Here is a 13,497-nt window from a genome sequence, read left to right as displayed (position 1 = left end):
ACAGAATAATGACCCCTGTACCCCGCTTAGACTTAAAACCCAAGTTAAAGCGTTCGCTGTCTATTTGGAATCCCTTTGATTATCTGCGCCTTTTGTACTGGGTGTTTTTCTTTCCCCAGGCTTTGCGGTGGTATTTGGATAGATTTGGGGGTGGGTATATTCCTAAAGGGGAAATGAATTCGCGGAAGGGATGGGAGTTATTGCGTCAAAATGCTATTCAACGTCAGTTACTTTTGCAAGGATTAGTTTTAACAGTAATTACACCTCTAGCTGTAGGTCTATTTTTTCAGGCTGTAAATGTTCCCGTTAACTGGTTCGGCGTGGCGGTAGGCGTGGCGTTCGGCGTGGCGGTAGGCGTGGCTGGAGGCGTGGCGTTCGGTGTGGCGTTCGGTGTGGCGGTAGGCGTGGCGTTCGGTGTGGCTGGAGGCGTGGCGTTCGGTGTGGCGGTAGGCGTGGCGTTCGGCGTGGCGGTAGGCGTGGCTGGAGGCGTGGCGGGAGGCGTGGCGTTAGGCGTGGCGGTAGGCGTGGCGGTAGGCGTGGCGGGAGGCGTGGCGGTAGGCGTGGCGGGAGGCGTGGCGGGAGGCGTGGCGGTAGGCGTGGCGGTAGGCGTAGCGGGAGGCGTAGCGGGAGGCGTGGCGGTGCTGCGTCCAGAAGTCTGGCTTATTAGCTCACCTTTAAACTTGCGAACTATTCAAAACAGTAGTTGGGTACTTCCTCGTATCACTCCGCTTCCGCTTCCTAATCTTGTCTGGCGCTTACAAAATTGGTTGCAAAATGATTGGGAAACAGGTTTACATAATACTAATGAACTGCTGGCATATACCCTACAATTCATTCCTGTTGTCCAAGCAGTCAATAGAGTACTTGCCAAAATCTCCTCAGACCAAATCATTTGGAATATCTCTCGTCTAGCGGCAAATCCTTTTGATTGGAATATAGTACGTTTTACTTCGGCTTCTCTAAATGAAACCCTAAAGTCAACGTTTATCAAAGATTTCTTCTTCTTCCCCTTGTCCTTTTTCTTCCCTCGTTCTTGGCGAGAAGGTTTACAGGCTCGTTTTAATACAGACACTCGTTTAGATACTCCTGCCCGTGCTGCTGCTGCTGGTTTCTGGCATCTGCATAAAAAAGAACCAGCCAGAGCAATAGAGGCTTTTGCTGTAGTGCGTTCTCTTCTCTATGGCGAGGAAATGTTTATCCTTGCCCAAACTTTAGCGGCGTTTGAGAAAGCTGAAAAACCAGCCTTTATTGCTGCTATCCAAGTTCATCCTTTTCCACAGGAACCGCTTTTACATCCAATTACTTGGAAAATCCTTGCTAATCTGCGTCGAGTTGTTGAGGATGTCCAGTTTGTAGAGCGCAGCGTCTCACGTTCAGCCAGGTCTTTAGCTCTGAATCGAGCATTAGGCGAACTGACAAATATCATAAATCAAGCCGACACCTTGCCGCAAGCAGAGCGAGGCTTAATTATAGATATCGCTCAAACTTGGAAAGAAAGCCTTTTACAAATCACTGGTGAAGTGGGAGAAATTTCCATCACCAAGTCTGTGGTTAATCCTTATGTTGTAGGCGACCCCGTTCAAGGTCATCTCTTTATTGGGCAAGAAGATATCATCAGACAGTTAGAAGAACTCTGGGTGATGGGTAATCAACTCCAGTCTATAGTTCTGTACGGTCACAGGCGCATGGGTAAAACTTCTATTCTGCTTAACACTGCTAACTGTTTAGGCTCACAAATACAGCTAGCTTATATCAACTTGCTACGTTTGGGAGATAGTCCCCAAGGAGTTGGTGAGGTGCTGATGGCAATTTGTGATGAAATTTCTCAAGTTGTAAAACTTCCACCCCCAACTGACGCTGATTTACTAAATCTTCCCTACCGAACTTTTGAACGCTATTTAAAACAGGTGGAAGCAAAGCTAGATGGTGGGTTAATCATCGCCTTAGACGAGTTCGAGAAAATTGAAGATTTAATTGAAGCGAACAAAATACCTATCGACTTTATGGGTTTTCTGCGCGGTTTAGTGCAAATGAGTTCTAAAATCGCTTTTGCCTTTGCTGGTTTGCACACCTTAGAAGAGATGACAGCAGATTACTTTCAACCTTTCTTTGCCAGTGTCATTCCTATTCATGTTGGCTTTCAAGAACGTGCAGCTACTCGCCAAATTCTAGCTAACCCAGGTAATGAAGACTTCCCCCTCGACTACATCCCGGAAGCTTTAGATGAAATTTATGCTTTGACACATGGTCAACCATATTTAGTGCAACTGCTGGGTTTTCAGCTAGTGCGCCGCTACAATGACTTTGTTTTTGAGCAAGGACGATCGCGTGACCCAGTTTTCACAATAGAAGACGTGGAAGCAGTTATCAATAACCCTGAGTTTTTCAAACGGGGACGTTACTACTTTGATGGGGTTTGGGGTCAGGCGGCGCGGGGTGCTGAGGGTCAACAAGCAATTGTACAAGTGCTTGCACCTCATCCAGAGGGGCTAAGTCTGGATGCCTTAGCTCAGTCTACAGGTATGAACGACGCCGATTTACAGAAAGCGCTGAATACTCTGAAGCGCCATGATGTCGTTGAGGAAACTCAGGGAAGCTGGCGGATTATGGTAGAACTGTTTCGCCGTTGGGTTTTGCAGCAGTAGAGTAGAGTGATTCCTTTGCTATTTCGGCATACGCATTTGTTATTTCGGAGTACGCATTTGTCATTTCGGCGTACGCATTTGCTATTTCGGCGTACGCATTTGTTATTTCGGAGTACGCATTTGTTATTTCGGCGTACGCATTTGTTATTTTGGCGTACGCATTTGCTATTTCGGAGATCACATTTGGTATATCAGCGACAGCATTTGCTATTTCGGCGTACGCATTTGCTATTTCGGAGATCGCATTTGTTATTTCGGAGTACGCATTTGTTACTTCGGCGTACGCATTTGCTATTATTGAAGGCTTATCTTCTTAAACTACGCGGATCGAGGGCATCTCTTAGCCCATCACCGAGTAAGTTGAATGCTAGCACTGTGAGAATAATCAGCACAGCCGGCGGCCAGATTAACCAAGGTTGCAGTACCAAAATTGAAGCATTGCTAGCCAGAGATAACATATTCCCCCAAGAGGGGTCTGGTTGTTGAATACCCAAGCCGATGAGACTTAGTATTGCCTCTGCGCCAATAAAGCTGGGAATTGCCAGGGTAGCAGAGATAACTACATAACTAGCCGTTTGTGGCAAAACGTGACGGATAATTATATAAATTGGGTTCCCGCCCATCGCACGCGCTGCTTGGACAAATTCTCGCTCTTTAAGTGATAGTACCTGTCCCCGAATCACCCGTGCTAAACCAGCCCAGCTAATAACCGAAGTAATCACCACAATCAGCAAAAAGCGCTGCGTACTACTTAAACCCGCTGGTAAGACTGCACCCAATGTTACCAAAAGATAAATACTAGGGAAAGTCATTAGCACTTCTGCCAAACGCATAATGATGCTATCAGTCACACCGCCGAAATAACCAGAAATTCCCCCGATGAGCAAACCAAGGGGATAGGTAATAATAATGCCAAAAATCCCGATAAACATACTGATGCGACCGCCATGCAGCAAGCGACTAAATTGGTCGCGACCTTGGTCATCAGTGCCGAAAATATTGACTTTTGCCCCAGTTGTTGTGCCAAATAAATGCCAATTTAAGGGGATACCAGAAAAGATTGTGACTTCATCCCACTTTGGGGGTAGTGGCAAACTCATCTGCAACAATCGATATTCTGCCCCGGAGACAAATAGACGCAAGGGTGAAGGCTTTGTTGAGTCTACAATGAGTTCGCGATCGCCTGTATCTAAATTGGTATCTCCCTGAGTCGTCGGATAAACATAAGGCCAGGTAAACTGCCCTGACTGAGAAACCCAGTGTATCTTAGTTGGTGGCAGCAGTGAACCATTAGGCTGTGAAGCATAGGGGTCATAAGGAGCTACGAAATCAGCTGCAATTACTCCTATATAGAAAATTAACAGCAAAATTGCCCCAAAGCGTGCCAAAGGATTTTTCTTAAGTCGTCGCCACCAATCCATAGTAGTTAGGAGTTATAAGTTAGGAGTTATGAGTTATTAAGCTTTTATCTTAATTCATAACTCATGATTAATAATTTTCAACTCCCAACCCCTGTACAGACAAGGGTTAATCGCGTCTCTCCTAACTCTTAACTGCTAACTTCTCTAAATACCGCTGCTGTTCTTCCTGTTGTTTTTCATGTTCCACAACAAACACGTTTGAGTAGAGATTAGCGAGAATTTGTTTTCCCTGTTGTGTCAATGATAGGTAATGCAGTCCTTCTTGGATATAGGGATAGACGCCATTCCAGTAAAACTTAGCGTAGTTGTTACGCAAATCGGCAGGGGTTTTATAGCCCAAAACTTTATTTACACCAGTTTCTTCAAATTCGTAAAATAAAGAAGTAATTTTCTTCAGGTAACGCGGGTCGCTTAGTTGACCAATCAAATCAGCAGCACGCACTAATCCTGCAAAGCACTTTGTATCTTGATGATCCTCTGCCGCAGGCACGGGAAATCGAGTTAATTCGATATTGCTCTTAATTGCCTCAGCATCTATTAACTTGTGACCTCCAAAACGCTCATCAATAAATAGCTTGGCTCTATCAACATGATACGGTGTCAGACTCGCATCAGAAGCGCCAGCAGCCACAGAAATCATTTTGCCATTTTTACCTGTGGCATATAAGTTTGCTGTTTCTCGGTCTTGTCGGCAAACTCCCTTAACATAACCAATATCATGACTGACTAAAGAAATAATACAATGCAACCAGTCCTCACTAGAAACACCGCCTTCCCTGATGTGTTTGCCACGTAAAATTTCTTGTCCCACCAGGGTGACTAAGACAGTGTGTTCAACATTGTGGTAAAGGGCATCGCTATTGGCAATGTTTTCCAAAGCCATGTTACCTGCCCAGGCGATAATGTCCTGATAATCATTTTTAAAGCAGCCATAAGTGCGGCGATAGCCGTCTCTAATTTCATTTACGAAGGCATCAATTAAAATTTCAGTGGCATTGAACATATCTGCTTACTCTGGTAAATACCAATTTTTTATTGATTTGATTGATTTCAAAATTCCATAATCAAGGCTACCCTTGCTGGAATTTAAAGTAATGGAGTTTGCTCCTTTGTAACTCACGTGTAGCTGTAAACGCTAGCTTTATCTATATCTGGATACATGGTTTCCTGACAACATAAAGGCTTTAGAGGAATAATTGATTACGTATAAAAAATAATTACTTGGTGTGCCAAGATACATATAGCATTTTGTATCTAAATGAAGTACATCCTTTACCCCCCTTAATCCCACGCCACTTGCTATAACGGATAGCGCAGCGTTAGCGAGTACTCGAGCGTCGGGAACCTCCGCAACGCAGTGGCTCCCCGATGTATTAAGGGGAAACTCTTAATCTAGTTTCCTCCCCAATACATACGGGGAGGGTTAGGGAGGGGTATTTTTGTACTTGATTAACTTGCAATCTGTTGTAAATACTTTTGATTCTAATTAGATAAATCTAGATGAACTATATCAGTTTTTCATATCTAAGTATTGGTTGACAGTGATCTAAATACAGATGGTGTGTGACATAAAGTAGCTCTATAAGAAAGATGAAAGATTTTTTTATCATAATCTACATAAAATTTATTATCATTTTTTACTAATAATTTTTCTGATAGGCAAAGTTGTATTATATGCTACTATAACTAAAAGACATTTATGATGAAATGCGTCATAGTTGATATCGAAGTAAATAAACTTCAAGTTTTCTTAAGAAAATACCAAGATTTGGTATGCATAGACAGCAAGTAGAGGTGATGTGAGCGATGAAAGTCTTGCAGAAGTCGAGGTGGAAGAAGCTATAACCTCTGAAGATAGGAGTTTTTTAAGCAAATCAGATCAAAAACTAACCAGGGGATGGTTGAAGCCATTATTCTTGGGTACTGGTTTAGGAATTGCGATCGCCTTGGTTGGGATGAGTGTATTAAATCGTTTTCCATCCCGTCAACAAAAGGTGGTAGCGGATAAAAAAGTTAACCCAGCGATGACAGTCACCATCGCCACAGTCGAAACGTATCGGTGATATTTAGCTACATTGACAACTTCCAAACTTGGATTATGGATAGATTACGCTATGGCTTTGCCAAGAAACCATCGGGCCAATAATTGTAGAGACGGCGATTTATCGCGTCTCCTTAACCGAACCGTATTCCTTCCGCCCGTGTACTTATTGCGCGATCGCATTTACCAGTGAAAATCATAACAAACAGATTCACCTGAGTAAATATCCAATGGCTTACCAAAACATTACCGCGTCCCTTTCCCCAGCAGATATCCAAGAAATTAAAGCAGCTTTTGCGACTATCCAAGCAAAGTTGCCTTTTCTTGTTACCCTCAGTGCAGAAGAACGACCAACTTATTTAAGATGGGCGATAAAAGACTAGCTTTTGTCAACAATAGCCTGATTGCTGCCCAATCTAACCGAGACATTTTACCAGTCAGTTCTGATAGCGATCTTGAGATAAAATTCGATCTCAAAACAGAAATTCAAAATTTTTTGCATCTCTGTAACCTTATATAGCGGTTTCCATTCAGATTCGGTACAACATTATATCGCAGGGTGTAGGGACACGGCAGTGCCGTGCCCCTACGGGTGTACCTCACACAAACGAGAAACGCTATAGTATGTGACTGAGGCATATTCTCTTAAGCTTTGATATCTTGAACAATCCGAAAACCAGCGTGCTGATAAAAATTGGGACGGAACCAGTTGCGGTAATATTTTAAAGCTTCTGTACCATTAGTTATCCAACACCCTCCTAACATCATTTGATGTTTATCATCAAAAAAGACGGCAGAATTATCTTCATAAAGAAAATGAGGTTGATATCCTGCAAAAGGGTTTAAGTTATTACTCAACCATTCCCAAACATTACCCCGCAAATCGTATAATCCCGAATTACTTTTGGCTGTTTCTAACATCCCAACAGGACTAGGTGAGCCAAATTTTAAATTGAGATTATAATTTTCGACATCATCTAATAAACTATTACCATAAGTTGCTAAATGGTATTCTGGTTCACTCATTAAGCGAGTATCTTTCCCTTGCCAACGACAATAGGCCATTGCTTCATAGTGATTGACTTCCACAGGCCAATCTAGGGGTAAGTTAATTTCATCAAACATGGCTCGATATTTGTAGCTACCATTTTCATGTAACCAAAATTTAGGACATTGAATATTATATCGAGTTTTCCAATTCCAAGATTCTTCATCCCAATATTCTTGATTTTCGTAGCCACCAGCCTTAACAAAATAGATAAAATCAGCATTGGTAATCAGATATTTACTGGCTAAAAAGGGTACAACTTCAATAGTGCGATCGCCATAATCAATATCCCATCCATAAGTTGAATCATCTAAGGCTTTACCGAGTTTTACTACCCCACCAGCAACTTCTATCATTTCGTTCTCAGAAGTGTAACCATTAAAAGGGGCATATTCCCAATTTTGAGGACGTTTCACTCTCTCAATAGGCAGTTGGCGAATTAACATCGAAGAAGTTTCAATGTGAATACGTTGGTGTTCAATCCCCATCATTAAAGCCCAAAGAGGATGATTGGGATGAATTGGCAGAGTAATCTTGGTTGTCTTAATTAGTTCAGAAATTACAGAATATGCTTGTTCTCGATACTCCCAAGTTTGTGAAACTTGCGGCCATTCTAGATGAGCGATCGCTTCATTCAACTCTTCTGGTTTTTCTGGATCGACTCCAAATTCAAACAAAACTTCATACTCTGGATTGAGGCGTTTTTCTAATAATCCTACCTGAATTAATTTATTGATGTAGAAAATAGCCGAATGTCCCAGATAAAAAATTAGAGGATTTCTCAAAGGATCGGGATTGAGATAAAATGTCTCTTCCCCAACTAGACTTTTCAATAACATATCTTCCAGTTGCCAAGCATTCTCAAAGTAATCGAGGATAACTTGGTTATTACAACTATCAAGTTTTGGAGGTTTAACAGATTGCAGATTATTCATGGTTAAATTGCTATTATAGAACAATAAAACAAATTAATTATCTATAAATCCGATTTGATTCCTGAATTTACTTGCATAGGTAGGGATTAACAATTCAAAATTCACGCATTCAAAATTCAAATATTTTAGACATTTCAGACGTTCGCGTAGCGTCTCGTAGAGAAGAGAAGTGCCTTGCGCGGGTTAAGAGCGTTGTGGCAACTACGTTCCATTTAAACCCCGACTGAAACTGGTGCTACATATAGATGTAGGGGTCTTAAAACCTTGAATTTACGATAATAAAACTCTTAAATATGACAGATTTATTATTTAATAGCAATACTTATTCTTCAATAATTAGTTTTTTAAATATGACTAATACTGTATCGATTTAGTGGTATTATAATGGCAGATTTGATTAATTTAATACTTATTGAATAATTCAACTATCAGCCAACAATTAATTCACTAGGAATAAACAATAACTATATTATTCAAGATAAAGACTAGTTAAACTCTTACCAATGAAAAATTACAACCCTCTTTAGACAGTTTTATTTGTCTTGACTTACCCTGAGTTAAAAATAATTTTAGGTTGAGTAGCGATCGCAAGACTAAAAATACTTGTTTTTTGGTTTCGATAAAAAACTAAACTGTATTGAATTGTGAGTTTTTCCGAATCTCGATTAATGTATTGGATCTGGATTTATCCACCTTTGATATTATTAACGCAATATCGTTAACCCAATACGGTTGACAAAATGGTTGGTCAAGTACACCTACTAGTTGATGTAAGTGGCTACAGCATCAAATTCTGATCGCGCACTGCTTCTCTACGACATACTACGGATAGCTTTCTTCTGTGTAGGTGGGTAAAGTAATGACTACAACTTTGCAAGACGCATCTCCAATTATCATTGCACACCGGGGTGCTAGCGGCTATCGTCCGGAACATACTTTAGCTGCTTATGAGTTAGCGATCGCACTTGGGGCTGATTATATTGAACCTGATTTAGTTTCTACCAAAGACACCGTTTTAATTGCTCGTCATGAAAATGAGATTTCTGAAACCACCAACGTTGCAAGCCATCCAGAATTTGCTCATCTTCAAACCACTAAAATAATTGATGGCGAAACAAAAACTGGCTGGTTTACTGAAGACTTTACCCTAAAAGAACTGAAAACACTACGAGCTAAAGAGCGAATTCCCCAACTGCGATCGCAAAATACCGCCTATGATGGACTCTTAGAAATTCCCACACTGCAAGAAATCATCGATTTAGTCAAGGTTAAAAGTGGCGAAATTAATCGGGCGATTGGCATTTACCCAGAAACTAAGCACCCAACTTACTTTCAATCTATTGGGTTAGCCCTAGAAGCACCCCTACTTGCAACTTTAACAGCTAACGGTTATCAGGGAGCTAACGCACCTGTTTTCATTCAGTCTTTTGAAGTGGGTAATTTACAAGATTTATCCACAAAGACTGATTTACCTCTGGTGCAATTGCTGAATAACAGTGGTAAACCTTATGATTTTGTCGTTAGTGGCTGCGAACGCACCTATACAGATTTAGTCACAGCATCAGGTTTAGCAGAAATTGCTGAATATGCACAGGCGATTGGGATTCATAAAAATTTACTGGTTCCTAGAGACAGCAATGGTAAATTGCGTAGACGCAAAGCGGCTTGTCGCCAGACATCGCCTACATCTTTAGTCATCGATGCTCATGCGGCTGGTTTGCTAGTTCATGTCTGGACTTTCCGCAATGAAGACTGTTTTTTGCCACTGGATTTTCAAGGAAATCCTCAAGGTGAATATGAACTATTTTTCAACTTAGGTGTTGATGGCGTATTTAGCGATTACCCAGATACGGCAGTTCACGCCTCTACTGTTCAGTGGTAATTTGGTAGGGTAATAGAAAATCACGGCAAAGTAACATGGTTTTACTTAAGTGGAAATCCTGTATAACAGCAATAACCTTCACCGCAATCAGTCTGACTGCATCCAAGTCGGCATTGGCGGTATCTTTATACTCAGTTACTGACTTAGGCAATCTTACAGGAGAAGCTTACAGTTACGCTACAGATATTAATAACTCAGGTGAGATAGCCATTAATACTTTAAGCGGTTCTTTTTTTTACAGCAACGGTTCGCTGCAAAAAATTAGTCCATTGCCTGGTGATAGTCAACTTGGAGTGGCTGGTATCAATAACTTGGGGCAAGTAATTGGTAATTCCATCGGTAAAACTGACAGTGATAATAACGCCTTTATTTACAGTGATGGAACAACGCAAAATATCGGTCTTAAAGGCATTCCTTATGCTATCAATAACTTAGGTGAGGTAGTTGGCGGTACAAATGGTGGCGGTATATTCCCAAAACTTGCCTTTCCCTTTGGAGCCGCTTTCCAATACAACAATGGTACGACGACTATTATTAACAGTAACTTAAATGAAAATTATGTTGCCTATGGCATAAATAATCTAAGTCAGGTAGTTGGCATTTTCGGTTCTTCCGGCCGAGCCTTTTTATCCGACAACGGTATAATCACTAATCTCGGTACCCTCCCTGGTGACAGATACAGTCAAGCAAACGATATTAATGACTCAGGACAGGTAGTTGGTAGTTCGGGACTCACTGGCGTAAATGATACTCGTACTTTTCTGTACAGTTCCAGCACAGGACTGCAAGACCTCGGTAGGTTACGTCCTACAGATTTATTTAGTACTGGTTTGGGGATCAATAATTTGGGTCAAGTAGTCGGGTTTTCTGGCACTAACAATAACTTTTTTGCCGCAGATGGCAATGGTTTACGGGCTTTTCTTTATAGTGATAACACTCTCTACGACTTAAATGACCTAATTGCTCCTGGTTCAGAGGCTGGCTTTACCTTGACAGCAGCATCTGCCATTAATAATAATGGACAAATTGTCGGTCGTGGTGCAGTTAATGGTGAATTACACGCCTTCCTCTTGACGCCAACCTCATCTGTCTCTGTAGCTGAACCAACTTCAGGTGTTCCTATTTTGTCGTTTGGTGCTGTTGTAATTTTATTTGCAACGTTCAAGCGCAAACCTCACTCTAGCAATGCAACCATACAACAAACAAGTTAATGCAACAACTTTAGGCAGAAAAAATGATCAGTTGGAAATATGCATTTATAAAAATGCTAGTTGAAAATCTTTGAGATATGTCTCTAGGCCGCGCTTAGAGACACATCGTACTTTAGGCAAGGGATGACATCATTGCTAAGTTGTTCTCGATTTTCATAAACTAGTCATCACCTGAGCTAATTGATTAGATAAATCAATTACAGACTCCTGGCATTTTTTAAATAAAACTCCAGCTAAAAAATAATAATTACCAGAATAAAATGCCATCTGATTTTTTTTGAGTTTTTCGATGTGCTTCTTTACCTTGGGATCGGAGCTATAGTAGCCAAACTGCAAAGGTAACACCATGAAGTTTTGAACATAATAACCATTCTGTTTTGCTAAGTTCAATGTATTTATTGGATTAGAAAAGCTAGATATTAAAACCAACACATTTTTATAACCTAACGATAAAAGCTCGTTGGTAACTGTAGCTCCATCTATACCCCCAAATAATAATGGCATATAAATATCGTTATCTGGTGCGGGAAGATAGGGTGGATTGGCTACAAGATACTCAGCATCGGGTTGAGAAGAATTAAACAAAGATGAATTATGGATGATGTATTTACTAGTGAGATTGTATTCATCAATGGTTGAATTTGCGACTTTCCATGCAGAAGTATTTAATTCAAATCCCTGAATGACTCCATCAAACTTGTTTCTCAATAAGGAATTAATTACAGGGCTGCCATCTCCTGAACCAAACTCCACAATAGATTCAGAATTTTGACAATTTCTGATCACAAAGCTTTCTAAGCAGTTGGAGTAGAAATTAGATTCTTCAGGGCAAAAAAAGATATTTTTCATTTGACTGCACTTCAAAGTGTATGGTATAATCAATCTAATATGAGGTTATTTATTACCTTGTATTTAGGCAATAAAAACTATTCTTTTAGCAAAGGGTTGCTAAAAAAATGTATTTGCAGATGAATTAGCAATAAAATGACTTAAATAATGTCGAATTAAAACGCTAAGAATAACCTGCTATTTATAATTTTTTGGATTGAGCAAAGCGAGTAAAGCGGCTTATTCTGCTTCGCGTATCGATCGCATAACAGCACTAGCGGCGCGATCGCCCATTCGTTTCTCCTGGTCATAGCCAAGCAGCAGTTCCCACGCATCATTGGGATACCGTTCTGCCAAAGGCAAAGCTACATCATCTAACATCCAACGACCGTGGCGTTCATCTTCCCTGATGTGTAGTTCCCAATAACCCATCGCCGCCTCTGAGAGTCCCAAGCGTTGCGCTGCCGCCAGATAGTTTTTGTAAGCCGCAGGACCAGCCACCTCAAAAAATGTCAACGCCCCACTGTAACGTAGGAAATAGCGTTTGCGATCAGTGGTCAAAAAGTTATGATTATCGCAAGCTAGGACTTCCCAAGGCACTAAATCGAAGTATCCTTCTGGTTCAGTATTCATCCCAAACTCAGCCAGCATTTGAGCAAAAAATGTCGAGTGCTTGCGGGATAAACGACCGTTGCCGTATTCTTCTAATAGTACTCGCACCAGCGTACACTGCACTTCATTAGCAGCACCACCCAATACGTAGCAAAGACGACTACCTTCAACCAAACCATCAAAGGAGCCGATCGCTAGCAAATGACGATAGCCAGCTTCAGTCATTTCCTCACGAATGTAGCGGCTATCCTCCGATAAAGGTGGATTTAAATCGGCAGATGCACGCTCAATTAAAGCTTGTTTTACATCCAATTGTTGCAATGCAGCCACATCGATTTGTGCCAATTCCCACTGTTGCCAAGCAGCTTCAATTTTGTCACGACAAGAGTACAAATACAGCGATCGCTCATTGGTATAATGCCGCAAATCGTCGTACCAAAACAGTTTTAGCCGATTAATTCGATAAAGTATCCGTTGGAGAAAACGGTGAGCCTGTTCATCAGAGCGATCGTTTCCATAAGCAGCGCCAATTGCCATAGAGAGCGACTGTTCAAACTGACTAGCTCTTGCAGGTTTTACATCCAGTTGATTGTCCAAATCCTCCATTGCTAGCAGTTCTATAAATTGCTCCTCAGCATGGTCGTACTGGGTAATTGTTCTTTCTTCTGTTTGCGTGCTATTTTTCGCAGCCCCAGCTTTAGGAAATATAACTAAATTGCTTTGCATGGAATCTTTGGTAGCTTTGCAAAAGTGAGAAATTAATTTCACCTCTAATACTTAACTTTTCACACAAGTAGCTTTGTGTACATCTTTCCCTGGTTATAAAGAAAGATTAAGTTTCAAAATAAAGGGGTATGGAGAAGAAATGAGGGAG

Annotated in this window: 9 protein-coding genes and 1 pseudogene; 5 read left to right on the top strand and 5 right to left on the bottom strand. The window is 41.1% G+C overall.

Annotated elements, in window-relative coordinates:
* The first annotated feature begins 8 nt into the window (after positions 1 to 8).
* On the top strand, positions 9 to 2,645 hold the full coding sequence (locus HWQ58_RS37755; protein WP_292873879.1) for an ATP-binding protein: 2,637 nt from the start codon (positions 9 to 11) through the stop codon (positions 2,643 to 2,645).
* Positions 2,646 to 2,950: 305 nt separating this feature from the next.
* Here the strand turns inward: HWQ58_RS37755 and HWQ58_RS37750 are convergent, their stop codons facing one another.
* The gene (locus HWQ58_RS37750; protein ID WP_292873877.1) at positions 2,951 to 4,066 is read right to left on the bottom strand and encodes an ABC transporter permease; all 1,116 of its coding nucleotides are present in this window, start codon (positions 4,064 to 4,066) and stop codon (positions 2,951 to 2,953) included.
* 121 nt (positions 4,067 to 4,187) lie between these two features.
* Entirely contained in the window at positions 4,188 to 5,069 is an 882-nt protein-coding gene (locus tag HWQ58_RS37745) for an Npun_R2479 family HD domain-containing metalloprotein (protein WP_104908142.1), read from the bottom strand.
* A gap of 796 nt (positions 5,070 to 5,865) precedes the next feature.
* Here HWQ58_RS37745 and HWQ58_RS37740 point away from each other — a divergent pair.
* Both HWQ58_RS37740 and HWQ58_RS37735 read left to right on the top strand, forming a co-directional pair.
* A complete protein-coding gene (locus tag HWQ58_RS37740; RefSeq protein ID WP_292873874.1) occupies positions 5,866 to 6,129 on the top strand; it encodes a hypothetical protein in 264 nt (87 codons plus the stop codon).
* Positions 6,130 to 6,337: 208 nt separating this feature from the next.
* Positions 6,338 to 6,555: pseudogene (locus HWQ58_RS37735) on the top strand (hypothetical protein); the annotation flags it as partial.
* 197 nt (positions 6,556 to 6,752) lie between these two features.
* Here HWQ58_RS37735 and ovoA read toward each other — a convergent pair.
* The gene (gene ovoA, locus HWQ58_RS37730) at positions 6,753 to 8,090 is read right to left on the bottom strand and encodes a 5-histidylcysteine sulfoxide synthase (protein WP_292873872.1); all 1,338 of its coding nucleotides are present in this window, start codon (positions 8,088 to 8,090) and stop codon (positions 6,753 to 6,755) included.
* Between the two features lie 859 nt (positions 8,091 to 8,949).
* On the opposite strand from ovoA, the gene HWQ58_RS37725 reads away from it, so the two are divergent.
* On the top strand, positions 8,950 to 9,972 hold the full coding sequence (locus tag HWQ58_RS37725) for a glycerophosphodiester phosphodiesterase (protein ID WP_292873870.1): 1,023 nt from the start codon (positions 8,950 to 8,952) through the stop codon (positions 9,970 to 9,972).
* A gap of 35 nt (positions 9,973 to 10,007) precedes the next feature.
* Positions 10,008 to 11,183 carry a DUF3466 family protein gene (locus tag HWQ58_RS37720; RefSeq protein ID WP_292873868.1) on the top strand — a complete coding sequence of 392 codons (1,176 nt, stop codon included), beginning with the start codon at positions 10,008 to 10,010 and terminating at the stop codon, positions 11,181 to 11,183.
* 153 nt (positions 11,184 to 11,336) lie between these two features.
* Here HWQ58_RS37720 and HWQ58_RS37715 read toward each other — a convergent pair whose 3' ends face one another.
* Positions 11,337 to 12,032, bottom strand: coding sequence for an SAM-dependent methyltransferase (locus HWQ58_RS37715; protein WP_292873866.1), 696 nt, complete (start codon positions 12,030 to 12,032; stop codon positions 11,337 to 11,339).
* A gap of 219 nt (positions 12,033 to 12,251) precedes the next feature.
* Positions 12,252 to 13,349 carry an iron-containing redox enzyme family protein gene (locus tag HWQ58_RS37710; RefSeq protein WP_292873864.1) on the bottom strand — a complete coding sequence of 366 codons (1,098 nt, stop codon included), beginning with the start codon at positions 13,347 to 13,349 and terminating at the stop codon, positions 12,252 to 12,254.
* Positions 13,350 to 13,497: the final 148 nt, after the last annotated feature.

Origin of the sequence: Nostoc sp. LPT (assembly GCF_017115165.1) — a bacterium.
Taxonomy (GTDB): domain Bacteria; phylum Cyanobacteriota; class Cyanobacteriia; order Cyanobacteriales; family Nostocaceae; genus Nostoc.
Note: the sequence above shows the minus strand (reverse complement) of the source record. Positions and strands in the feature narration are given on the sequence as shown.